This window comes from Luteococcus sp. H91 (assembly GCF_038433135.1).
GTDB lineage: Bacteria > Actinomycetota > Actinomycetes > Propionibacteriales > Propionibacteriaceae > Luteococcus.
Map to the genome: position 1 here is coordinate 47060 of NZ_JBCDMV010000010.1, position 22849 is coordinate 69908.

The 22849-nt window shown below is 70.9% G+C and carries 19 protein-coding genes; 14 read left to right on the forward strand and 5 right to left on the reverse strand.

Annotated elements, in window-relative coordinates; translation table 11 throughout:
- The first annotated feature begins 3 nt into the window (after positions 1-3).
- From AAEX57_RS06990 to AAEX57_RS07030, 9 genes are all read left to right on the forward strand, one after another.
- A complete protein-coding gene (locus AAEX57_RS06990) occupies positions 4-951 on the forward strand; it encodes a cobalamin biosynthesis protein (protein WP_342091624.1) in 948 nt (315 codons plus the stop codon).
- Positions 948-2432, forward strand: a complete 1485-nt coding sequence (locus AAEX57_RS06995) for a cobyric acid synthase (protein ID WP_342091625.1) — start codon at positions 948-950, stop codon at positions 2430-2432. Before AAEX57_RS06990 ends, AAEX57_RS06995 begins: the two co-directional genes overlap by 4 nt.
- A gap of 1 nt (position 2433) precedes the next feature.
- Positions 2434-3039, forward strand: coding sequence for a cob(I)yrinic acid a,c-diamide adenosyltransferase (cobO, locus tag AAEX57_RS07000; RefSeq protein ID WP_342091626.1), 606 nt, complete (start codon positions 2434-2436; stop codon positions 3037-3039).
- Entirely contained in the window at positions 3033-5549 is a 2517-nt protein-coding gene (locus tag AAEX57_RS07005) for a cobyrinate a,c-diamide synthase (protein WP_342091627.1), read from the forward strand. Before cobO ends, AAEX57_RS07005 begins: the two co-directional genes overlap by 7 nt.
- Before the next feature lie 25 nt (positions 5550-5574).
- Positions 5575-6642 carry a nicotinate-nucleotide--dimethylbenzimidazole phosphoribosyltransferase gene (gene cobT / locus AAEX57_RS07010; RefSeq protein WP_342091628.1) on the forward strand — a complete coding sequence of 356 codons (1068 nt, stop codon included), beginning with the start codon at positions 5575-5577 and terminating at the stop codon, positions 6640-6642.
- Complete coding sequence (gene cobU / locus AAEX57_RS07015; RefSeq protein ID WP_342091641.1) at positions 6642-7199, forward strand: bifunctional adenosylcobinamide kinase/adenosylcobinamide-phosphate guanylyltransferase; 558 nt, start codon at positions 6642-6644, stop codon at positions 7197-7199. Before cobT ends, cobU begins: the two co-directional genes overlap by 1 nt.
- Complete coding sequence (locus AAEX57_RS07020) at positions 7196-7990, forward strand: adenosylcobinamide-GDP ribazoletransferase (protein ID WP_446721109.1); 795 nt, start codon at positions 7196-7198, stop codon at positions 7988-7990. Before cobU ends, AAEX57_RS07020 begins: the two co-directional genes overlap by 4 nt.
- Positions 7991-8223: 233 nt before the next feature.
- Complete coding sequence (gene serC / locus AAEX57_RS07025; RefSeq protein ID WP_342091629.1) at positions 8224-9339, forward strand: phosphoserine transaminase; 1116 nt, start codon at positions 8224-8226, stop codon at positions 9337-9339.
- A gap of 105 nt (positions 9340-9444) precedes the next feature.
- On the forward strand, positions 9445-9594 hold the full coding sequence (locus tag AAEX57_RS07030) for a hypothetical protein (RefSeq protein WP_342091630.1): 150 nt from the start codon (positions 9445-9447) through the stop codon (positions 9592-9594).
- A gap of 140 nt (positions 9595-9734) precedes the next feature.
- On the opposite strand, the gene AAEX57_RS07035 is transcribed toward AAEX57_RS07030, so the two are convergent.
- Positions 9735-11171, reverse strand: a complete 1437-nt coding sequence (locus AAEX57_RS07035; protein ID WP_342091631.1) for a cation:dicarboxylate symporter family transporter — start codon at positions 11169-11171, stop codon at positions 9735-9737.
- Between the two features lie 108 nt (positions 11172-11279).
- Positions 11280-13820, reverse strand: a complete 2541-nt coding sequence (hrpB, locus tag AAEX57_RS07040) for an ATP-dependent helicase HrpB (RefSeq protein ID WP_342091632.1) — start codon at positions 13818-13820, stop codon at positions 11280-11282.
- Between the two features lie 89 nt (positions 13821-13909).
- Between hrpB and AAEX57_RS07045 the strand changes: the two genes are divergently transcribed.
- The 4 genes from AAEX57_RS07045 to AAEX57_RS07060 are packed head-to-tail and all read left to right on the forward strand — an operon-like array spanning position 13910 to position 18028.
- Entirely contained in the window at positions 13910-14539 is a 630-nt protein-coding gene (locus AAEX57_RS07045; RefSeq protein ID WP_342091633.1) for a DinB family protein, read from the forward strand.
- Complete coding sequence (locus AAEX57_RS07050) at positions 14536-15774, forward strand: glycerophosphoryl diester phosphodiesterase membrane domain-containing protein (RefSeq protein ID WP_342091634.1); 1239 nt, start codon at positions 14536-14538, stop codon at positions 15772-15774. The genes AAEX57_RS07045 and AAEX57_RS07050 overlap by 4 nt, the downstream gene beginning before the upstream one ends.
- Complete coding sequence (locus tag AAEX57_RS07055) at positions 15775-16602, forward strand: HAD-IIB family hydrolase (protein ID WP_342091635.1); 828 nt, start codon at positions 15775-15777, stop codon at positions 16600-16602.
- A gap of 4 nt (positions 16603-16606) precedes the next feature.
- Positions 16607-18028, forward strand: coding sequence for a sensor histidine kinase (locus AAEX57_RS07060; RefSeq protein WP_342091636.1), 1422 nt, complete (start codon positions 16607-16609; stop codon positions 18026-18028).
- Here the strand turns inward: AAEX57_RS07060 and AAEX57_RS07065 are convergent.
- Both AAEX57_RS07065 and AAEX57_RS07070 read right to left on the reverse strand, forming a co-directional pair.
- Complete coding sequence (locus AAEX57_RS07065) at positions 18007-18678, reverse strand: response regulator transcription factor (RefSeq protein WP_342091637.1); 672 nt, start codon at positions 18676-18678, stop codon at positions 18007-18009. The two genes, AAEX57_RS07060 and AAEX57_RS07065, sit on opposite strands and share 22 nt — an antisense overlap.
- 71 nt (positions 18679-18749) lie before the next feature.
- Positions 18750-20381, reverse strand: a complete 1632-nt coding sequence (locus AAEX57_RS07070) for a S1C family serine protease (protein WP_342091638.1) — start codon at positions 20379-20381, stop codon at positions 18750-18752.
- A gap of 143 nt (positions 20382-20524) precedes the next feature.
- Between AAEX57_RS07070 and AAEX57_RS07075 the strand changes: the two genes are divergently transcribed.
- Positions 20525-21427: a phosphatase PAP2 family protein gene (locus tag AAEX57_RS07075; protein WP_342091639.1), complete on the forward strand. Its 903-nt coding sequence runs from the start codon at positions 20525-20527 to the stop codon at positions 21425-21427.
- Between the two features lie 125 nt (positions 21428-21552).
- Here AAEX57_RS07075 and AAEX57_RS07080 read toward each other — a convergent pair whose 3' ends face one another.
- Positions 21553-22569: a nitronate monooxygenase gene (locus tag AAEX57_RS07080; protein ID WP_342091640.1), complete on the reverse strand. Its 1017-nt coding sequence runs from the start codon at positions 22567-22569 to the stop codon at positions 21553-21555.
- Positions 22570-22849: the final 280 nt, after the last annotated feature.

Genomic DNA, 22849 nt, shown 5'->3' on the forward strand with positions numbered 1-22849 from the left:
CGCATGATCGGGGCGAGGGCGGCCGGGCTGGCCGTGGGCACCCTGGCTGACCGGCTGGTGCCCGACCCGCAGCGGCATCATCCGGTGGCGTGGTTCGGCAGCTGGGCGACGGTCGTCGAGCGCCGCTGCTATGCGGACCAGCGGCTGGCCGGGGCAGGGCAGGTGGCCGTCTGTCTGGCGCCGCTGGCGGTGCTGGCGATCGCAGTGGAGGCGGCCGGCCGGCGGCACCCCCTGGCACAGCTGGGGCTGACCGCCCTTGCCACCTGGGCCGTCACCGGCGGCAGTTCCCTGGCGCGGGAGGGCGAGATCATGGCATCGCACCTGGCCGACGGTGATCTCCCCGCGGCCCGGGGGCGACTGGGGCATCTGTGTGGCCGGCTGCCCGACGAGCTGGACGAGCCGGAACTGGCCCGGGCCACGCTGGAATCGGTCGCCGAGAATTCCGCCGATGCGGTGGTGGCGCCGCTCTTCTGGGGGGCGCTTGCCGGGGTGCCGGGGCTGCTGCTGCACCGCGGCATCAACACGCTGGATGCGATGATCGGGCACCACAATGCCCGTTACGAGAACTTCGGGATGGTGGCGGCGCGGCTGGACGACGCCGCCTGTTGGCTGCCCGCCCGGATCACCGGCGGCCTGGCCTGTGTTCTGGCCGGCCCCCGCCGCGGCCCGGCCTGGCGGGTGATGCGGCGTGACGCCCACGACCACCCGAGCCCCAATGGCGGCTGGTGTGAGTCCGCCTGGGCCGGCGCGTTGGGCGTTCAGCTCGGCGGGCGCAATGTCTACCCCGGCGGGCGAGTGGAGCATCGCGGGCTGCTGGGCGACGGGCCGCGCCCGCTGGCGCAGGATCTGCAGCACGCCTGTGACCTGGCCCGACGGGTGCAGTGGGCCGCGACGGGGGTTGCCGTCGGGGCATTGGGAATCGCCGCGCTGGTGAGAGGAAGGATCGGATGACCGGGATCCTGGTGACGGGCACCTCGTCGGATGCCGGCAAGTCGCTGGTGGTGACCGGGCTGTGTCGGGTCTTCCAGCGTCGGGGAATCGACGTCGCGCCGTTCAAGGCGCAGAACATGAGCAACAACTCCATGGTGGTGGGCGACGGGGAGATCGGGCGCGCGCAATTCCTGCAGGCCCGGGCCGCCCGGGTGGAGCCGACCACCGCGATGAATCCGGTGCTGATCAAACCGGGCACGGATCGGCGGGCGCATGTGGTGTTGCGCGGCCAGCCCAACGGCATTCTGGAGGCCGGCCAGTACGCCACCGGCCGCACCCACCTGGCCGCAGCCGCCTTCGAGGCCTACCGCGAGCTGGAGGCCGCCCATGAGCTGGTGGTCTGCGAGGGCGCCGGCTCCCCCGCCGAGATCAACCTGCGCGGCGGTGACTACGTCAACATGGGCCTGGCAAGGCAGTTCAACCTGCCGGTGGTGCTGGTCGGCGACATCGACCGGGGCGGGGTGCTGGCCAGCATCTACGGCACCTGGGCCCTGCTGGACGAGCCGGACCGGGCCTTGCTGAAGGGCTACCTGATCAACAAGTTCCGCGGCGACCCGGAGGTGCTGGCGCCTGGCCTGACCGAGATCAGCGCGCGCACCGGCTTGCGGAACTTTGGCGTGCTGAACTGGCTGGACGGGGTCTGGCTGGACGGCGAGGATGCGCTGGCGATCGGGGCCTGGCGGCGCGCCGGATCCTCACCGGGACAGGGATCGAGGCCCTTCGAGGTGGCCGTCGTGCGCTTCCCGCGGGTGAGCAATGCCACCGACGTCGACGCCCTGGCCGCCGAGCCGGGGGTGCGGGTCAGCGTGACCGCGGATCCGCAGCTGTGCGCCCAGGCCGACCTGTTGGTGCTGCCCGGCAGCCGGGCCACCACCGATGACCTGGCCTGGCTGCGCGCGCAGGGCATTGATGCTGCCATCCGCGCCCGGCATGCCGCCGGGCGGGCGACGCTGGGCATCTGCGGCGGCTACCAGATGCTGGCGCGGACAATCGTCGACGAGGTGGAGGGCCACCAGAGCGGCCCGGTCGACGGCCTGGGGCTGCTGCCGCTGCGCGTCGACTTCCACCCCGACAAGGTGCTGGAGCGCCCCACCGGCAGCTGGCACGGGCACCGGACCACCGGCTACGAGATCCACCACGGCCGGCCCACCCCCGTCGGCACTCCCGACGAGGACTTCCTGGACGGGATGCGGGTTGGTGAGACCTGGGGCACCCACTGGCACGGCGCCTTCGAGCACGACGACTTCCGTCGGGCCTGGCTGGCCGGCGTCGCGGAGTGCCAAGGCCACCCGTGGCGGCCCGATGAAAGCGCCCCCGGCTACGACGAACGTCGCGAAGCGATGATCACCACCCTGGCCGATGCGCTGGAGGCGCAGGTTGACGTCGAGGCGCTGTTGGCGCTGGCCACCACTCCCCAATCCCCATCAGACAAGGAGAACTGAGATGCAGGGCACCCCACCGGTCACCGACACCCAGCTCACCACCAAGCAGCTGCGCCACCAACCGCGGCTGATCGTCAACACCGGCGACGGCAAGGGCAAGTCCACCGCCGCCTTCGGGCTGGCGCTGCGCGGCTGGAACCAGGGCTGGAGCATCGGCGTGTACCAGTTCGTGAAATCGCCCAACTGGCGCACCGGGGAGAAGGCGGCCTTCGCCGCGCTGAACGAGGTGCACGAGCAGACCGGGCATGGCGGGCCGGTGGAATGGCATGCGATGGGCGCCGGCTGGACGTGGCTGCGCTCCACCAAGGAGGTGGACCACGTCGCGATGGCCAAGGAAGGCTGGGCGCGGATCAGCGAGCAGCTGGCCAACCAGACCCACAAGCTCTACGTGCTGGACGAGTTCAGCTATGTGCTGGCCAATGGCTGGCTGGATGTCGACGAGGTGCTCCACACCCTGGCGAACCGGCCGGGGCAGCAGCATGTGGTGATGACCGGTCGGCGGATGCCGCAGCAGGTGATCGACGCCGCTGATCTGGTGACCGAGATGACCAAGATCAAGCACCCCTTCGACGTCGGCGCGAAGGGCCAGGCGGGCATCGAATGGTGACCATCCCCCGGCTCGTCGTCGCGGCACCCTCCTCCAGCGCGGGCAAGACCACCATGGCCGTCGGGCTGATGGCGGCGCTGAGCGCGCGCGGACAGCGGGTGGCGCCGTTCAAGACCGGGCCGGACTACATCGACCCCGGCTACCACACGCTCGCGGCCGGGCGGCCGGGTCGCAATCTGGACGCGCACCTGTGCGGGCCGGAACTGGTCGCTCCCCTGCTGGCACACGGATTCCGGGCCCCGGAGCCGGCCGACATCGCGGTGATCGAGGGTGCGATGGGGCTCTTCGACGGCAAACTGGACATCCCGACGATCGGCCGGGCCGGTTTCGGTTCCGCGGCGCACATCGCCAAGCTGACCGGCTCCCCGGTGCTGCTGGTGGTGGATGCCGCCAAGAGTTCCCGGACGGTGGCCGCCGTTGCGCACGGCATGGCCACTTTCGATCCCGAGCTGCGGGTGGCCGGGGTGCTGCTGAACAAGATGGGCAGTCAGCGCAATATCGACGCCTGCACCCGGGCGATCGAGGAGCTGGGGCTGCCGGTGGTGGGCGCGGTACCGCGCAATCCGGAACTGGCGACGCCGTCGCGGCACCTGGGGCTGGTGCCGGCCGCCGAACGTGACCAGGCCCGGGCGATGGTGGCCACCGCCGGCGAACTGGTGGCCCAGCATGTTGATCTTGATCTGGTGCTGCGGCTGGCCCGCTCCGCCGATGACCTGGCGGTGACGGCCTGGGAGCCATCCACCGTGGTCACCCCGGTTTCCGGGCGGCCGCGGATCGCGCTGGCGGCCGGGCGCGCCTTCACCTTCCGCTACCCCGAGACCACGGAGCTGCTGACTGCCGCGGGCTGCGAGGTCACCGAATTCGACCCGCTGACCGACCTCGCCCTGCCGGCCGGAACCGCCGGGCTCTACCTCGGCGGTGGCTTCCCGGAGATCTACGCGGAGGAACTGGCCGGGAACACCGCCCTGCTGGCCGAGATCCGACGCCAGATGGCCGCGGGTCTGCCCACCGTCGCCGAATGCGCCGGGCTGCTCTACCTGTGCGAATCACTGGACGACCGTCCAATGGCCGGCGCGCTGCCGCTTCGGGCCGCCATGACGCCTCGGCTCACGCTGGGCTACAAGCACTGCCGGGCAGCTGTCGACAGCCTGCTGACCAGGCGCGACGACCTCGTCGCCAGCCACGAATTCCATCGCACCGCGGTGGACCTGGCGCCGTTGGAGGGCGACGACCGCTTTGTCGTCGCCTGGGATGTGGCCGGCCGCGCCGAGGGAGTCTCCGGGGATCCGGCCGGGCTGGGCCGCCCGACCCTGCACGCCAGCTACCAGCACCTGCACTGGGCGGGGCATCCCCTTGCCGCGCAGCGTTTCGCCGAGGCCGCGGCGGCGTGGGCGGCCGCGCCCGGCGCCACGTGCCCTGAGGCCCTGCCCAACGCAACCCCGATCCCCGAGCCCGTCGAGGGGCCCCAGACACCGGACCTGACCCACCATGGTGATCGCGATCTGGCTGCCGGGCTGGTCGATCTGGCCGTCAACGTGCACGCCGCCACCCCGCCCGACTGGCTCGCGGAGCGCCTGACCCAGCGTCGAACGGCCTGGGCGCCCTACCCCGACGCCAGCCAGGCCCGGGCCGCGCTGGCCGCCCGGCACGGCGTCGACGAGTCCATGGTGCTGCCCACCTCGGGCGCCGCGGAGGCCTTCACCCTGATCGCGCGGGCCTTTGCACATCGCTGCAGCCTGGTGGTGCATCCGCAGTTCACCGAACCGGAGCAGGCGCTGCGGCTGGCCGGGCACCTGCCCCGCCGCCTGTTGCTGCGCCCCGAGGACGGCTTCATCCTTGACCCCGACGAAGTCGATGAGGCCGCTGATCTGGTGATCGTCGGCAACCCGACCAATCCGACGTCGGTGCTGCACCCGGCCGACGGCCTGCGTCGGCTGGCCCGCCCCGGCCGGATCCTGCTGGTGGACGAGGCCTTCATGGATGCCATCCCGGGCGAGCCGGACAGCCTGATCGGCGCCACGATGGACGGGATCCTGGTGACCCGCTCCCTGACCAAGACCTGGAGCCTGGCCGGGATCCGGGCCGGCTATGTCGTCGGTGACCCGCAGCTGGTCAGGCGGTTGGCCAGGCTGCAGACCCCCTGGTCGGTGTCCACCCCGGCGCTGGACGCCATGCTCGCCTGCAGCACGCCCGCAGCCCTGGCGGAGGCCGACCAGATCGCGCGGCGGATCGAACAGGACCGGGCGCTGCTGGTGCGGGCGCTGGAAGTGGCCGGGCTGCCCACCGTCGCCAATCCGCGTGCGCCCTTCGTGCTGGTGGACACCAGCCCGCTCGGCCCCGACGCCCAGCGCCCCGGCTGGGCCCGGGAAGCCCTTGCCCGGCAGGGCTTTGCGGTGCGACGCGGTGAAACCTTCCCCGGTCTGGGCCCGGCCTGGATCCGGCTGGCCGTCCGCGAGCCCGAGGTCAGCCACCGCATCGCCGAGGCACTCGCCTCCCTCAGACAGCAGTAACCAACACACCCTGAAAGAAGTTCGCATGAGCAGCACCATCGGCGACCTGGTCGCCAGCATCACCCCCGTCGACGAGGACGCCCGCGCCGCCGCCGAGGCCCGTCAGCTGACCCTCACCAAGCCGCCGGGCTCGCTGGGTGAGTTGGAGATCCTCGGCAACCAACTGGCCGCCATCGCGGGAACCTGCCCGCCGCCGGTGCCCGAACCCGCGCTGGTCTGCGTCTTTGCCGCCGACCACGGCGTGCAGGCGCAGAAGGTCTCGCCGTGGCCGCAGGAGGTCACGGTGCAGATGGCGGCCAACATCTCCCGTGGTGGCGCCGGGGTGAGTGTGATCGCCCGGGCCGCCGGCGCCGGCCTGAAGGTCTTCGACCTTGGCATGCTCTCCCCCGCCGAGGGCACCGTCGACGCGCTGATCGCCCGCGGCACCGCCGACTTCACCGCGGCGCCGGCCATGACACCCGAACAGTGCGAGCAGGGGATCCGGGTGGGCCTGGAGGCCGCCCGGCAGGCGGTTGCCGAGGGCTTCCGCGCCCTGGTCCCGGGCGAGGTCGGGATCGGCAACACCACCCCCTCGTCGGCCCTGACCAGCCTGTTCACCGGCGCGAGCGTGGCGGAGGTGACCGGCCGCGGGTCGGGCGCCGACGACGCGATGCTGGCCCGCAAGTGCGAGGTGGTCGAACAGGGCTACGCGGTGCACGGCCTCAGCCCCGAAACCGCCGCGGCGGATCCGCTGCGCGCCCTGACCTGCGTGGGCGGTTTCGAGCACGCCGCGATGGTCGGCCTGATGCTGGGCGCCGCCGAACAGCGGGTGCCGCTGGTGCTGGACGGGGCGATCGCCTGTTCCGCCGCCCTGGTCGCCGTCGCCCTGTGCCCCGCGGTGCGCGGCTACCTGATCGCCGGCCATGCCGGGGTGGAGCCCGGCATCCAGGCCGCGCTGGGCAGCCTGGGTCTGCGGCCGGTGATCGCGCTGGATCTGCGGCTGGGTGAGGGTTCCGGCGGCGCGCTGGCGCTGCCCGTCGTCACGACCGCCGCGAAGGTGCTGCGCGAGATGGCCACCTTTGACAGCGCCGGCGTGACCGGGGAGTACGAGTGATGCGCACCCTGGTGCTGGGCGGCGCCCGTTCCGGCAAGTCCACCCACGCGGAGCAGCTGGTGATGGGGGCCGCGGCGGTGGACTACGTCGCCACCTCCGCGGTGGACCCGGAGGATCCGGAATGGGTGGAGCGGATCGCGCTGCACCAGGCCCGACGCCCGGAGCACTGGCGCACCCTGGAGACCGCGGACATCGCCGGCGTGCTCGGCTCCCCCGGCGAGGCCGTGGTGCTGGTTGACTGCCTGGGCGTCTGGATCACTCGGATGATGGACGAGTGCGGCATCTGGAACGACCCCGCCCCGGCTACCGAGCCGGTCGAGGCTCCCCGGGATCGGTTGCAATCGTGCGTCGACGATCTGGTCAGCGCCGTCGAGCAGACCTCCCGCGACGTGGTCTTCGTCAGCAATGAGGTGGGGCAGGGGGTCGTGCCGGCCCACTGGTCCGGACGCTTCTTCCGGGACCAGCTGGGCATCCTCAACTCCCGGGTGGCCGCGGCCTGCGACCGGGTGGTCTTCTGCGTCGCCGGGATCCCGATGACCGTCAAGGATTCCCAGTGAAGTCCCTTGTCACGGCGCTGGGGATGTTCACCATCCTGCCGGTGCCGCCCACCATGGACATCACGCCCGAGGTCAATCGACGGGTGATGCTGGCCCTGCCCTGGTCCGGTCTGGTGTGCGGCCTGATCAGTGCCGCGACCGCCGCCCTGGTGCTGCTCTGCGGCGCCGGCGACGGCCTGGCCGCGATGGCCGGGCTCGCCGCCCTGACCGGGGTGACCGGAGCGATGCACCTGGACGGGGTGGCCGACACCGCCGACGGGCTGGCCTCCCGCAAGGGCCCCGAGGATGCCCTGGCGCTGATGAAGAAGTCCGACATCGGACCAATGGGGGTGGCCACCGCCGTACTGGTCCTGCTGCTGCAGGCGGCCGGCCTGTCCTCGGCCGCGCTGGGCGGTTGGCGGCTGGTGGCGGCGCTGGCCTGCCTGCCGATGGTGGGCCGGGTGGCGGCCCTGTTTGCCACCGTGCAAGGGATTCCCGGCGCCCGCCCGGGTGGATTCGGCTCACTGTTCACCGGAATCACCCGTGGGCCCGCGGCCCTGGCCGACGCCATGGGCGTGATCGCCGTCACCGCCAGCGCCGGACTGCTCGCCAGCTGGCGGCTGCCCATCATGCTGGCCTTCGTGGCGGCCGCGGGGCTCGCCTGGCTGGTGGCCGCGCGGTGGCAGAAGCACCTGCTGCGCCGGCTGGGCGGCCTCACCGGCGACACCTTCGGCTCCCTGATCGAGGTCTGCCAGACCAGCTTTGTGGTGCTGCTCGCCCTGCTCTGCGGGCTGATCACCCGGCTGCTGTGAACTCTCCCGCCAACCCAGCGGCCGGCGCCCGGGACCGTTTCCGAGAATTGACCTCCAGATCCAGCCCTTGGGAGGGGGCTGAGCGCAAGCCCTGCGGAATGCGGTGAATCTGGCGGTCGATTTTCGGAACCGGACAGTTGATCAGTCTTTCCGGGAGTCCAGCCGGCGGCCCGGGGCGGACAATCGAGGCCGGACGCGAAAGGATGGAGGGCACCCGGACGAGAGGCTGACCGTTGACCGACCTGACCATCCCCGCTGACCTGCTGCCCCGCGACGGACACTTCGGATCCGGCCCGTCCAAGGTGCGCCCCGAACAACTGGCCGCACTCGGCAGCCGCAGCGAGCTCTTCGGCGGCTCGCACCGCCAGGCCCCGGTGAAGGACCTGGTCAGGAGCGTTCAGGAGGGCCTGGCCGAGCTCTTCGTCCTGCCCGACGGCTACCAGGTGGTGCTGGGCAATGGCGGCGCCACCGCCTTCTGGGATGTCGCCACCTTCGGCCTGGTCCGGGAGTGCTCGCAGCACCTGGTGCTGGGCGAGTTCAGCAAGAAGTTCGCCGCCGAGACCCGCAAGGCCCCCTTCTTGGGCGAGCCCGAGGTGATCGAGGTTCCGGCCGGCCAGGGCACCACCGCGCACGCCACCGCGGGCGTGGACGTCTACGCGTGGCCACAGAATGAGACCTCCACCGGCGTGATGCTCCCGGTGCAGCGCGTCGCCGGGGCGGATGACGACGCTCTGGTGGTGATCGACGCCACCTCCGGCGCCGCCGGAATCGACGTCGACCTGGACCAGTGCGATGTCTACTACTTCAGCCCGCAGAAGGGCTTCGCCAGTGAGGGCGGGCTGTGGTTCGCCATCATGTCGCCGCGGGCGATCGAGCGGGCGCGTCGGATTGCGGAAACCGGCCGCTGGATCCCGGCCTTCCTCAGCCTGACCACGGCCATCGACAATTCGGCCAAGCACCAGACCTACAACACCCCGGCGGTGGCGCCGCTGATCCTGATGGACGAGCAGTTGGCCTGGCTCAACGCCCAGGGCGGACTGGCGTGGGCCAGTGCCCGCACCCAGGATTCGGCCTCCCGGCTCTACCAGTGGGCGGAGCAGACCGAGTGGGCCACGCCCTTCGTGGCGGAGCCGGCGCTGCGCTCGCAGGTGGTGGGCACCATCGACCTGGCCGAATCCATCGATGCCGCCGCCGTGGTCAAGACCCTGGCCGCCAATGGAGTGCTGGACGTCCTCCCCTACCGGGCGTTGCAGCGCAACCAGATCCGGGTGGGGATGTTCCCCGCGGTCGATCCCCAGGACGTCAGTCAGCTCACCCGGTGTGTGGACTACGTGGTGTCCCGCCTCTGAGTTCACACCGCCCACCGAGGCGCAACACAGCTGGGGGACAGCTCCGAGAACTTCCATGGAGTCATCAGCCCGGGAGGTCCGGGTGACGAATCCAGGAGGTCCACCATGAAGCAGAACCAGGCCGCTGGCACCCACACCAAGGCCGTCGCCCTCACGCCCGTCGCCATCGCCTACCTGCTGCGCAACCGGCCCGCAGTTGGAAGCACCGTGCGGATGGGGCAGAATGGTCCGCTGTTCCGGCTCGTGCGTGCGTGAGGGGTTCCGCCCCTCTTGGAACCCATGGGGCGAATCCCGGGGAGCAGCCGGGTTGGAATGCAGGAAGCGTGGGGGTGTGCGACCGCCGGGTAACGGCCGCACACCCCCACGTGTTCGTTGCGGGGCTCCCCGTCGCGGGCTCAGTGCTCGGCGGAGTCCTTGGGCAGCACCGGGTAGGGCGTCGGCGGAAGGTGCGACTGGGCGTCGGCCGGATGCGGCACCTTGCCGAGGTGCACATCCTCACCACCGTGGCCGTCGGTCATGCTGGCGTAGTCGAAGGGGTGCTGGCCGGACAGCACCTCCCGCACACGGCCGGTGTCGATGGTGCTGGTCCACTTGCCCACCAGCAGGGTCGCCACGGCGTTGCCGGAGAAGTTGGTGATGGCACGGGCCTCGGACATGAAGCGGTCGATGCCGACGATGATGCCGACGCCGTCGAGCAGCTCGGGTCGGTGGGCCTGCAGGCCGCCGGCCAGGGTGGCCAGACCGGCACCGGAGACACCAGCGGCGCCCTTGGAGGCGATCATCATGAAGACCAGCAGGCTGATCTGCTCGGCCATGCTGAGCGGCTTGCCCATGGCATTGGCGATGAAGATGGAGCTCATCGTCAGGTAGATGGCGGTGCCATCGAGGTTGAAGGAGTAGCCGGTGGGCACGACGATGCCGACGGTCGACTTCTGCACGCCGACGTGCTCCATCTTGGCCATCAGATTGGGCAGCGCGGACTCCGAGGACGACGTCGCGAAGATCAGCAGGTATTCCTTGGCCAGGTACTTGACCAGCTGGAAGATGTTGAAGCCGGTGAAGACCTTGAGCACCAGGCCCAGTACGACGAAGACGAACAGGAAGCAGGTCACGTAGAAGCCGAGCATCAGGATGCCCATCTGGTACACGGCCTTCATGCCGGACCCGCCCACGACGCCGGCGATGGCGCCGAAGGCACCGATCGGCGCGGCCCACAGGATCATGGTCAGCACGCGGAAGACCAGCTTCTGCAGGTAGGAGATGAAGTTGAGGATCGGCTCGCCCTGCTTGCCCATCTTCTGCACCGCGAAGCCGATCAGCAGAGCGACGAACAGGGTCTGCAGCACCTTCTCGCCCACCAGCGGACTGAACAGGCTCTCGGGGACGATCGACTGCAGGAAGGCGACGGTGCCATGACCCTCGGCGCCCGCCTTCTCCGCGTACTCGGCGCCGGAGCCGGCCTTGATGTGCAGGTTGCTGCCGGGGTGCAGGAAGTTGCCCACCACAAGGCCGATCGCCAGCGCGAAGGTGGACATGGTGATGAAGTAGGCCAGCGCGATGCCACCGGCCTTGCCGACGCTGGCGGCGGCCTTGACCGAGCCGATGCCCAGCACGATGGTGCAGAAGATGACCGGGCTGATCATCATCTTGACCAGGCTGACGAAGGTCTTGCCGATCCACGCGCAGCTCTTGGCGAACTCGGGGGCGACGACGCCGACGACGATGCCGGCAATCACGGCGATGATCACGCCGATGTAGAGCCAGTGAGTGTTGTCCCTTGGCGGCTTCTTGGATTCGACGATGACTGGCCGATGATCCAGCTGATCTGACATGCGCACTCCTTCGTGGCCCGGTGAACTGCGGTGGGTCAGACCTTAGGGCCAGAAAAACTCCGACGAGAAGCCGTTTCGAGTTCTGGTTGAGGGTTCACGGTTGGTTGGTCACTTCCCGGAGCGGCTGGTGCCCCGGCGCGGCGGGGCGGTCAACGGATCCTCCGGCCAGGGATGTTTGGCGTAGCGGCCGCGGTTCTCCGCCCGCACCCCCGGGTAGGCATTGGCCCAGAAGGAGGCCAGGTCGTCGGTCACCGCCAGTGGGCGTCGGGCAGGGCTGAGCAGGTGCAGCAGGATGGGCACCCGGCCGTCGATGATCCGCGGGGTGTCCAGCAGCCCGAAGCACTCCTGCAATTTCACCGCCAGCACCACCCGGCCGGTCGGGTCCTCGGGATAGTCCAGCCGGATGTGGGATCCGGTCGGCACCTCCAGCCGCTCGGGCACCAGCTCGTCGAGCCGGCCCGCCGCGGGCCAGGGCAGCAGCCGGCGCAGTGCGGAGACCAGATCCAGCCGCGACGCCTGGACGCCGTCGGCCAGCCGGTCCAGCTCGGGGGCCAGCCAGTCGTCGGCACGGGCCAGTAGCGACGCCTCATCCATCGCCGGCCACGGATCACCCAGGACGTGGTGCAGCAGGGCAAGCCTGCGGCGCAGCGCGACGGCGGGCTCGGGCCAGTCGAGCAGGCCGGGGCCATCCAGCCCCAATCCCTGCTGCTGCAGTGTTTGCAGCATGGCGGCGCGGGCCTGCAGCGGGGTGGGCGGCACCGCGGTGGAGCTCAGCTCGATCGCACCGAGCAACTCGCGCCGACGGGCAGTGACCCTGCCGCCGGACCAGACCGCGTCGGTGGCTTCCCGACGCAGGTGCTCCGCGGCCGCCTCGGCCAGGTCTCGGGTCAGCGGTGCTGCGGCCCGCACGAGTGCCCCGGAACCGTCGGCCGTCCGGCCGCGGGCCATCTCCGCCACCGCGAGCCACTCCTGGCCGCGCAGCCGGGAGGCCTGGTCCAGCACCACGCCGGTGCCCGACGCCATCAGGTAGGCCGCAGACTCCGGCCCGCCCCGTCTCCGCGCGATCCGGTCCGGGTGGGCGAGCGCCACCAGCAGTGCCAGGGCCTGGCCGCCGGAAACGCCCGAGTGTTGCCCGGCGACGCCGCGAACCAGCCGCTGAAGCCGCTCCGCTTCCTGTCGCCAGCGGGCCGCGACGGGTGTCCGACCTTGCCGCAGCAGGGTCAGCAGGGCCTCCAGGTCTCCGCCCGGAGCACGCTCGTCCAAGGCCAGCAGAGCCACCACCTCGGCGGCCAGCCGATCGCCCACCAGGGGCGCGCCGTCCAGCAGCGCACGAGCCAGCCGGGGGTCGGCGGGCACGGCGGCGATCGCCCGGCCGCGGGCGGTGGCCCGTCCGTCGTCGTCGATGGCGCCCAGGCTCCGCAGTGTCTCCTCCGCGGCGGTGATCGCCGCGACGGGTGGAGCGTCGGGCAGCGCCAACCCGCCGCCGCGCGGCGCGCCCCAGCAGGCCAGGGTGAGGGCAGCCTGGGTGAGGTCGGCCGTGACGATCTCGGGCGTGGTGAAGGGCCGTAAGCGGGGCCAGTCGGATTGCGGGAAGCAGCGAATTGCCAAGCCGGGGCCCAGCCGGGCGGCGCGGCCGGCGCGCTGCTCGGCGGAGGCCCGGGCCTCGCTCACGGTGACCAGGCCGCTCATCCCGCGGCCCAGGTCGTAACGCGGTTCCCGCGCCAGCCCGGCGTCGACGACGATCCGCACGCCGGGCACGGTCAGGGAGGATTCGGCGACGGCGGTGGCGACGATCACCCGCTGCCCCGGACGCTCGGTGAGGATCTCGTCCTGCCGTCGCCCATCGAGCGACCCGCTCAGCGCGTCGGCGTCGATTCCCTTGGTACGCAGGCGCTCCGCGGTCTGCTCCGCCTCCCACGCGCCGGGCACGAAGACCAGCGCATTGCCCTCGGGCAGGCCGGCCAGGGCACGGGCGGTGGTGGCGGCCAGATGGTCCAGGAAGTCGAAGGTGACGCCGCGTTCGCTCAGCCGCTGCACCCCGGGCGGCGCGGGTTCCCAGCGGACCTCCAGCGGACGCAGGTCGGCGGCGATGGCCACCACCGGCGCCGGGGAACCCTCGTCGCCCAGCAGCTCGGCCCAGCGAGCGGCGTCCAGGGTGGCCGACATCGCCACCACCACCAGCTCCGGCCGCAGCTCACGCAGTTCCCGGACCATCGCGAAGGCCAGGTCACCGTCCAGTGAGCGCTCATGCACCTCGTCCAGGATGACCGCGCCGACGCCGTCCAACGCCGGATCGGTCAGCAGCCGGCGCACCAGCAGGCCGGTGGTGACGAATTCCACCCGGGTCTCCGGGCCGGCGCGGTGCTCCCCACGGACGCTGAAGCCCACCTGATCGCCCAACCGCGCACCGGTCAGCGAGGCCAGTCGTCGGGCCGCGGCCCGGGCGGCAATCCGGCGGGGCTGGGTGACCACCACCCGCCCGACCTCCGGCGCCAACAGCCCGGCGACCAGCGGCGGCAGCAGCGTCGTCTTGCCGGTTCCGGGCGGGGCCTGTAGCACCGCGATCCCGCCCGTCAGAGCAGCCTCCAGCTCGTCGCGGGCCGCCAGCACGGGCAGCCCGGCGCCGATCACGTCGAGGCGGAAGACCATGGCGAACAGTCTGGCAGCCGCCACTGACAGATTCCTGCGGGCCGCCGCCTCGCCGAGAAATGTCGGTGGCGCCCGCTAGCGTGGTGGTCATGAACCAGACTTCGGGAAATGCCACCAAGCAGACCCTGCTGCGCTACCTCGACGCCCAGCGTGAGGCCCTGTTGTGGAAGGTCGACGGGCTGAGTGAGGGTGAGCTGCGCCGCCCGATGACCCCGACGGGCACCAACCTGCTCGGCCTGGTGAAGCACCTTGCCGCGGTGGAGTACGGCTACTTCCAGATGTCCTTCGGCCGGCCCTACCCCGATCTGCCGCACCTGCGGATGGATGCGGACCGAATGCTCGACTTCTACGCCACGGTGGAGGAGCGGGCCGACGAGATCATCCAGGGCTACCGCGATGCCATCGCGGCCTCGAATGCCACCTGCCAGGAGCTGGGCCTGGACGCCGAGGCGCGGGTTCCCTGGTGGCCGGAGCCGACCACGCTGGAACGACTGTTGGTGCACGTCACGGTGGAGACGGCCCGGCACCTGGGTCATGCCGACATCGTGCGCGAACAGATCGACGGCAAGGTGGGGCTGACCGCCAGCAATGACAACATGAGCGCAGCCGACGAGGGCTTCTGGGAAGACCACCGGACCATGCTGCGCACCCTGGCGAAGCAGGCCGAGGTGGGCGCCCTGGACTCCGTCGCCCAGAACGAACGGAAGAGGGACGCATGACCATGTACCCCCAGCAGGGGCCCGGCCAACCGGCTGGCCCCTCGCCCTACCAGATGCCGCAGCAGTACCCGACTCCCTACGGTGCCCCGCCCTCCAGCCAGCCCGCGCTGTTGAAGGGGTCGCCGCTGGGGCTGGGCGACATGTTCGCCGGCACCTGGAAGGTGCTGCGGCGCCGCTTCGGACTGCTGCTGGGAATCACCCTGGTGGCAGCTCTGGTGGCTGCCGCCCTGATCTTCATCCCGATGATGGTCGTGATGGTGCTCGGCATCTTCTCGATCATGTCCACCATGGACACCTCCATGTACCCGATGCCCAGCCTGGCGGTGACCGCTCCGGTGCTGGTGCTGTGCAGCGCCGCCGTCGCGGCGGCCTCGGTCTGGGTCTGGGCCAAGTTCAGCTCCCTGGCCGTGGCCGTCGTCGACCAGTTGGCCCGCGGGCTGGAGCCGAGCTGGTCCTCTGCCGAGAACCAGACCCAGGGTTCGGCGGGCCGTGCGATGCCCCTGGTCTGGCTTGCCGGCGCCATCGGGGCCGGGGCCGGTGCGCTGATCTCGGTCTTCGTCGCTGGGCTGCTCCATCAGGGCGGTGATGCAAGCTCGGCCTTCGCCACGTCCACCTTCCTGTTTGTCGCCGTGCTCGTGGTGGCCGGGGTCTACCTGCAGGTCCGACTGGTCTACACCCTGCCCGCGCTGGCTCTGGAGGGCCGCTCCGGCATGGACGCCCTGCGCCGCTCCTTCCAGCTGACCGGCGGTCGGTTCTGGCGCACCCTCTGGTTCCTGCTGATCGGTTGTGGGCTGGTCGCCCTCCTCAGCGTGATCGTCCAGGGGGCCGAAGGTGTATTCCGGGAGAGTCCGGATCTGGCTGCTGTCGGGGCCCTGTTCAGTCTGCTGGGGGCGGTGGCCAACGTTGTGCTCAGCGTCTGGACCATCGCCTGGCAGACCGTGATGTATGTGGATCGGGTACGTGAGGAGGGCGCTCCGCAGCCGCAGTTCCCGATGCAACCCGGCCAGTTCACAGCCCAGTCACCCCACCAGCCCTACCCCGTGCAGTCCTACCCCGGGCAGCAGGCATACCCAGGGCAACCGGCGCAGCCGCATCCCGCCCAGCAGCACCCAACGCAGCAGTACCCGACGCAGCCGCAGGCCGCCCCCGGCCCGTGGCAGCCGACGCCCCCGCCGCCCAACCCGGCCGATCCAGGCCCCAACCCCTGGGCTCGCCAAGACAATCAAGGACTCTGAATGAGCATCAAGCTGGCGGTCTTCGACCTGGACCACACCCTGCTGTTCACCGGCAGCCGGATCACCCCCGAGGCCGCCGCCGGGGTGGCGGCGCTGGTGGCCGACGGGCTGGACGTCGCCCTGGCCAGCGCTCGACTCGACGAGTCGATGGCGATTGTCAACCAGGCCATCGGCACCCCGCTGACCCGGATCAGCTACAACGGCGCGCTGACCAAGCTGGCCGACGGCACCGTGGTGCACGAGGTGGGCTTCACCATCACTCCCGAGCTGGCCGAGACGCTGGCCGCCTTCACCCGGTCCACGGAGCGAGGGCAGGGCGCCATTGACGTCTACACCAGCGACGATCGCTGGCTGGCCTTCGGCAACCCCGAGGCGATCGCCCGGGAGGAGCACGACACCTGGTGCGAAGCCACCGAGCACGCTGCCCAGGCCACGGCCCAGGACCTGACCGGGCTGTGCTGCCGCAAGATCATGTGCGAAGGGCCGGCGGAGCTGATCGCGCCGCTGGAGCCCGCCGTCGCCGGCATCGACGGGCTGAACCTGACCCACTCCGGCATGGCGCTGCACGACATCTGGCCGGTGGCCTCCGGCAAGGGCAATGCGCTGGCCGCACTGTGCGAGCACCTCGGCCTGGCCCCCGACGAGGTGCTGGCCTGCGGGGATTCCGCCACCGACGTGCCCATGCTGCAATGGGCCGGCACCAGCATTGGCGTCCAGCCGTGTGCACCGGCCGTCACCGAGGTCGCCACCCATCTGGTGCCCGGGGCCGGTAGCGCCAAGCTGTTCGCGAAGGTCCGTGAGCTGGCCGGTCTGCCACCGATCGCCTGAAGCCATGCCCAAGCTGCGCATCGCCGAGATCTGGACCCGGTGGGGGATCCGCAAGCAGCTCACCGCCGTCGCGGTGATGCTGGTGGCGGTGCCGCTGTGCCTGGGCATCGTGCTGCTGGCCAACCTGCTGACCAATTCGCTGTCCAATGCACAGGTCACCTCCGCCCGCGAGGTGGCTCACCGGACCGCCAACTTCGTCGCCGAGCACGGCCCCGACGGGTTGCGCAGCGAGCTGCAACTCGACGACGGCTACCGAGCCCAACTGCTGGACGCAGACGGACGGCTGCTGTGGACGTCCAATTCCTACCACCGGGCGCCCTTCTCCACCCTGCGCCCCGAGGAAGGCCAGGTGCTGCAGGAGGGTGCCGTCAAGTGGTGGGGGCCGGGCGACCGCAATGAGCATCGTGACCTGGTGATCGCCCACGGGCTCAGCCACCAGGGCCAGCGCTACATCGTTCAGATCGCCACCTCGCAGGAGGACCAGCAGAGCGCGGTCACCGTCACCACCGGCCTGCTGCTGGCCTGTGTGCCGCTGGTGATGCTCGCCGCCGGACTGATCTCCTGGTGGGTGGCCGGGCGCGCCCTGCGCCCCGTCGACGAGATGAACGACCGGGTGGCGCGGATCACGTCGTCGACCTTGGATGAGCGGATCCCCCTGCCGCCCACCGAGGACGAGCTGCGAGCGCTCGGGTTGACGATGAACCAGATGCTGGCCCGGTTGGAAACCGCCCAGCACTCCCAACAGCGCTTCGTCTCCGACGCCAGCCACGAGCTGCGATCACCCCTGGCCAGCCTCTCCGGGGCGCTGGAGATCGCCAGCCAGGAGGATCGACTGGACACCTGGCGGGAGCTGGCGCCGCTGATGCAGGCCGAGACGGCGCGGCTCAACCAGCTGGTGCAAGGCCTGTTGGCGCTGTCCCGCAGCGGTGACGGCGCATCGCGGCTGAACCTGGTGGAGACCGATCTGGACGATCTGGCGGGCACCGAAGCCGCACGACTGCGCCGCACCAGCAACGTGGAGGTCACCACCCAGATCACCGCCGCCCGGGTGCTGGCCGATCCGGCACAGCTCAGCCAGGTGGTCCGCAACCTGTGCGACAACGCCGCCCGGCACGCCCGCAGCCGCGTTCTGGTGGCGGTGACGCCGCTGCCCGGCGGGGGTGCGGTGTTGACCATCGAGGACGACGGCAATGGCATCGCCCCCGGCGACCGGCAGCGGGTCTTCGACCGTTTCGTCCGGCTGGAGGAATCCCGCAACCGCGACGAGGGAGGCAGCGGCCTGGGCCTGGCGATCGTGCAGCAGGTGGTGCAGGCCCACGGCGGCCGGGTCTGGGTGGAGGATGCCGATCTGGGCGGCGCCCGCTTCGAGGTGCTGCTCCCCGGAGCCGCAGACCGCCCCCAGGCTCAGTCCATTGCGAGCCGGTAGCCCACCCCGCGCACGGTCTGGATGGTGTTTTCCCCAAACGGCGTGTCGAGCTTCTTGCGCAGGTAGCCGACGTAGACCTCCACCACATTCGGGTCTCCGTCGTGTTCCGCGCCCCAGACCCCGTCCAGGATCTGTGCCTTGGTGACCACGGCCCCCTTCTGCTGCATCAGGTAGGCCAGCAGGTTGAACTCCCGCGGGGTCAGGTCGATCGAGTGCTCGCCGCGCTTGACCAGATGGGTCGCCGGATCCAGCACCAGCCCCTTCGCGGTCAGCTGGGCGGGGCGCTCCTGACCGCCGCGCCGGGCCAGCGCCCGCAGCCGGGCATTGAGCACCACGAAGCTGAAGGGCTTGGTCAGGTAGTCGTCGGCGCCCAGGTCAAAGGCGTCGGCCTGGTCCCATTCGCCGTCCTTGGCGGTGAGCATCAGCACCGGGGTCCACACGTCATTGGCGCGCATCTGCTTGAGGATGTCGTAGCCATTCATCAACGGCAGCATGATGTCCAGCAGCACCACGTCGTACTCGCCGTGCACCGCCTTGAGGCACCCCTCCCTGCCGTCGCGAGCCAGATCCACCACATGCCCCTCGCCCACCAGACCCCGTCGGGTCACTTCGGCGAGCGACCGGTCATCCTCGACCAGCAACAACCTCATCAGCGTTCTCCTTGCCGGGCCTGCCAGACGGCCATCTGGGTGGGATGGGATTCAGCATAGGCCCGACGGCGTCAGTTCACCGGGCTGCTGCCCAGCGTCACCGTCGCCCGGTGCACCTCGCCCAGGCTGTCGACCCAGCCGACCACCACCCGATCACCGGGCTCACGGGTGGCGAGCTGTTCACTGAGCGACGCCCGCGAGCCAACCTCGGCCCCACCAACGCTGGTGATCACGTCACCCCGGCCCAGACCAGCCTGCTCTGCGGGCCCGCCGCTGACCACCGAGGCCACGGCCAGGCTGCCGTCGTCCAGGCTGCGCACCGAAACCCCCAAGTAGGCATTGGGGCCGATCTTCACCGTGCCGGACTCGGTGCCGGCCTGGATCTGCTGGATGATCCCCAGGGCACGCTCGATCGGCACCGCATAACTGGCGATGGTGGTGTTCTGGGTGCGGATCCCCGACGACGCGGTCTGCCCCGCCGTGGTCATCCCAACCACCTCGCCCTCGTCGTCGATCATCGGGCCGCCGGAATCCCCCGGCTGCGCGCCCGCGGTGGTCTTGATCACATCACTCAGCCTCTCCGATCCGGAGGCCGACGACTCATTGCGGACGGTGATGCTGCTGGCCAGGTCGGTGACCTTGCCGGTGGCGGCGCTCAGGTAACCCTGCCCGTTGGCATTGCCGACGGCAGTCACCACATCCCCGGTGGCCAGCTCGTCGTCGTCGATGGTCACGGTCTCCAGGTTGTCGGCGCCCTCCAGCTTCAGCAGGGCGACGTCATTGCTGGCGTCGTGCCCGACGACGGTGGCGGTGTAGGTCTTGCGAGTGCTGGCCACCTGAACCTGGACCCGGGTGCTGGACTGCACCACGTGGTAATTGGTCAGCACATGGCCATTGGTGGTGATCACCATCCCGCTGCCGGCACCCTGCCCGGCGGCGGTGGTGGTGGAGATCAGCACCACACCCTTGCTCTGCGACGCGCTGGCCGTGGTCTGGCCGGCGGACTCCTCCTCGCCGGCGGCCTCGGGCTGTTCCGACTGCCCTTGCTGGCCCCATGGATCCCACGGCTGCTGCTCGGCGGGCGTCCCGTCCTGTTCTTCCTGTTCGGTCGGCTGGGTCTGTGGTGCGCTGGGCTGCGACGACGTGTCGGGCACCCGATTCGAGCCCGACGAGACCAGACCGGGCGCCTGCAGCACCGCCATCCCGGTCAGGACGCTGGCCGCGAACAGCGCGACCAGACCGCGGGTGCCCGAGCGCGCACGCTGGGGGGCGGCCGCGCCGAACTGCTGGCTACTCGGGAACTGCGCATTGGGGTACTGGGCATTGGGGTACTGGGCATTGGGGTACTGGGCATTGGGGTACTGGGCATTGGGGTACTGGGCACTCGGGTACAGGGCGTTCGGGGCCTGGCCCTGCGCCGAGCCGGGCGTGGCCGCCGGGAAGTTGCCCGGGGCATGACCGGCCCCATCCCGGGCCGCGGGCCACGGAGTGGACTGCTGTGACGACGGGGAGGCAGCGGCCGCACCGATCGCCGCGCTCATCGCCAGCGGCAGTTGCAGCGTCGGCTCCGTCGGGATGACCTGGGTCGGCTCGGCCTGGGGGCGGGACCAGAACCACTCGTCGTCCTGGTCCACGGCATGCGGGTCAAGGGCCCGCGTGGGCTCATCCCCAGGCTGGTTTCCTGCACCCCAAGAACTCGTCATGCCATCCAGTGAACGTCGCGAGCCTGCGAAAACCCATGGCCTCCGCTGTGAGGATGCTGTGAAAAACCCGATCAGGGCCGCCGGCGATATGCCGACGGATGGCTCACAGCTGGGCTTTGGGTTGGCTTGGGAGACTACTGGTCATGATCTCCTCCTCCAATGCTTGGCGATGGTTGCGCCCGCTGCTGCTGGCCGTCGCCTCCGGCGTAGCCACCCTGGCGATGTGGCGGGTCTTCGTCGCCACCGGCCGCGGGCAGTTGCTGGACACCCTGTCCTACCTGGGTGCCGAGATCGGCTCTGGCCACGTGGCCGGCCGGCTGCAGTCGGTCCTGGAGACCGTCTCGGTGGGTGCGATCGCCCTGGTGATGCTGGCGGTCGCGATGGTTTCCGTGCTGCGGGGCCGGTGGGTGCTGGCGCTGGAGGCGGCCGCAGTCGTGGCCTGCGCCAATCTCAGCACCCGGGTGCTGAAGTACCACCTGCTGGAGCGGCCCCTGCTGCTGGACTACCGCGGCATCACCAACAACTCCTTCCCCAGCGGCCACACCACCGCGGCCGCGTCGGCGATGGTGGCGGCGCTGCTGGTGGCTCCGCGACGGCTGCGCACCCCGGTGGCGATCGCCGGCGCGGTGGTGATGATGCTCTTCGGCTACGGCACCCTGGCCGCGCACTGGCACCGCCCCTCGGACGTGGTGGGCGGCTATCTGGTGTGCTTCGCGTGGGCCTTCGGTGCGCTCTTCGTCGGCGCCGTGCGCCAGCGCCTGCTGGGGCGGCGGATCTTCGGCGAGGAGGGCCCGGCCCATGCCTCGCGCCCATCCCGGCTGGCGCCCGGACTGCTGGTCGCCGCCGGCGTGCTGGCGCTGGGGGTCGCCGCGGTCTGCGGCCTGCTGACCATGCGGATCGACAATGTCTTCACCCAGGACTTCTCGGCCCTGTTCATCGCCTATCTGGGCGGCGCCGCCGGGATCTGCGGGGTTGCCGCGGCCGGAATGGGCGTGCTGCTGCGGCTGGTGCAGTTGCAGGACGCCCGGCAGGACGAGCTGATCTGATCCGTCTGGTCGCGCATCCAGTTCCGAGAATCGCCCTCCAGATCCCTCCTCCCGGGCGGCGCTGAGCCCGCCCCCGGCAGCGGAGGCAAGGTCTGGAGGTCGCTTTTCGGAATCAGCCACCCGGCTCAGGGCAGAAGCGAGGCCACCACGTCTGCCGCCGGGAGGTCCTGGGCCGCGGCCCAGCCGGCACCGGCCCAGCCGGAGATCTGCGAGGAGTCGCCGCGGGCCGCGGCCGCCGCACGCAACGGCTGGGTGAGCTGGTTCACCTGCGGGTAGACCGCCGGTGCGTGCGCGTCATGCACCTGAAGGAAGTCGTTGACCAGTCCACGGGCGGCGCGGCCCGAGAAGGCCCGGGTGATCCGGGTGCCGTGTGCGCTGGTCAGCAGGGCCCGATGCGCCGCGGAGGTGCCGGCCTCGGGGCAACGCAGGAAGGCCGTGCCGGCCTGGACCGCCACGGCTCCGGCCGCCAGCAATCGCTGCACATCGCCACGGGTGGCCACCCCACCGCTGGCCACCATCGGCAGCCCGACCTCGGCGAGTTCCGGCAACAGCGCCAGCGCATCGCGACTGTTGGGCGTCTTGGCCATGTCATGGGTACCGCGATGCCCGCCCGCATCAAAACCCTGCACCACCAGGGCGTCGGCCCCGACGCCCGCCGCAGCCCGGGCCTCGGCCAGGTCGGTGACGGTGACCAGCACCCGGCTGCCCACCTTCTTCAGCGCGGCAACATCCTGGGCACTGGGGCAGCCGAAGGTGAAGCTGACCATCGGCACGGGATGGACGTCGGTCAGCAACCGCAGCTTGTCGGGGTAGTGGTCGTCGTCGTCCCAGCGGGGCTCGCCGACCCCTTCCCCCAGCCGGGCGGCGTAGTCCGTCACCGCCTGCTCGTCCCGAGCCCGGTCCGAGGCCTCGGGGACGAAGAGGTTGACGCCATGGGGCACACCGGCCAGCTGGGTGCCGAGCCGGTCGGCCAGCTCGGTCAGGTTGGCCTCCAACTTGGCTGCCGTCAGGTAACCGCCGGGCAGGAAACCGCCGCAGCCGGCGCGCAGCACCGCGGCCAGCAGTTCGGGGCTGGTGGGGCCGCCGGCCATCGGGGCCAGCAGCAGGGGGAGGCGGCCGGTCAGTCCGGTCTGGGCAGTCATCGGTTCTCCGCTCTGGCCGCGCCGGGTGATGGCGACCGTCCACCCCGATTCTTGCCCCGACCCCCCACCCGCCGTCAAGGAGCAGCCCCCGGGGACACCTCCGAGAATCGACCACCAGAATCACGCGGGAGCGGACAGTTCCCGCGCAGCGAAGCTTCACGGCCCGCATCCGGAGGTCGATTCTCGGAACTGGACGGCCGCCCCACAAATGCGGCGAGGGCCGGGACGCACATGGCGTCCCGGCCCTCGCCGGTGGAACTGCTCGGGATCCGGCCCTTGC

Coding starts and splice junctions, on each gene's coding strand:
- AAEX57_RS07070 (WP_342091638.1), bottom strand. CDS start 20,381: ATGACGAGTTCTTGGGGTGCAGGAAACCAGCCTGGGGATGAGCCCACG.
- cobT (WP_342091628.1), top strand. CDS start 5,575: ATGAGCAGCACCATCGGCGACCTGGTCGCCAGCATCACCCCCGTCGAC.
- hrpB (WP_342091632.1), bottom strand. CDS start 13,820: ATGGTCTTCCGCCTCGACGTGATCGGCGCCGGGCTGCCCGTGCTGGCG.
- AAEX57_RS07045 (WP_342091633.1), top strand. CDS start 13,910: ATGAACCAGACTTCGGGAAATGCCACCAAGCAGACCCTGCTGCGCTAC.
- cobU (WP_342091641.1), top strand. CDS start 6,642: ATGCGCACCCTGGTGCTGGGCGGCGCCCGTTCCGGCAAGTCCACCCAC.
- cobO (WP_342091626.1), top strand. CDS start 2,434: ATGCAGGGCACCCCACCGGTCACCGACACCCAGCTCACCACCAAGCAG.
- AAEX57_RS07080 (WP_342091640.1), bottom strand. CDS start 22,569: ATGACTGCCCAGACCGGACTGACCGGCCGCCTCCCCCTGCTGCTGGCC.
- AAEX57_RS07035 (WP_342091631.1), bottom strand. CDS start 11,171: ATGTCAGATCAGCTGGATCATCGGCCAGTCATCGTCGAATCCAAGAAG.
- AAEX57_RS07005 (WP_342091627.1), top strand. CDS start 3,033: ATGGTGACCATCCCCCGGCTCGTCGTCGCGGCACCCTCCTCCAGCGCG.
- AAEX57_RS07055 (WP_342091635.1), top strand. CDS start 15,775: ATGAGCATCAAGCTGGCGGTCTTCGACCTGGACCACACCCTGCTGTTC.
- AAEX57_RS07065 (WP_342091637.1), bottom strand. CDS start 18,678: ATGAGGTTGTTGCTGGTCGAGGATGACCGGTCGCTCGCCGAAGTGACC.
- AAEX57_RS07050 (WP_342091634.1), top strand. CDS start 14,536: ATGACCATGTACCCCCAGCAGGGGCCCGGCCAACCGGCTGGCCCCTCG.
- AAEX57_RS06995 (WP_342091625.1), top strand. CDS start 948: ATGACCGGGATCCTGGTGACGGGCACCTCGTCGGATGCCGGCAAGTCG.
- AAEX57_RS06990 (WP_342091624.1), top strand. CDS start 4: ATGATCGGGGCGAGGGCGGCCGGGCTGGCCGTGGGCACCCTGGCTGAC.
- AAEX57_RS07075 (WP_342091639.1), top strand. CDS start 20,525: ATGATCTCCTCCTCCAATGCTTGGCGATGGTTGCGCCCGCTGCTGCTG.
- AAEX57_RS07030 (WP_342091630.1), top strand. CDS start 9,445: ATGAAGCAGAACCAGGCCGCTGGCACCCACACCAAGGCCGTCGCCCTC.
- AAEX57_RS07060 (WP_342091636.1), top strand. CDS start 16,607: ATGCCCAAGCTGCGCATCGCCGAGATCTGGACCCGGTGGGGGATCCGC.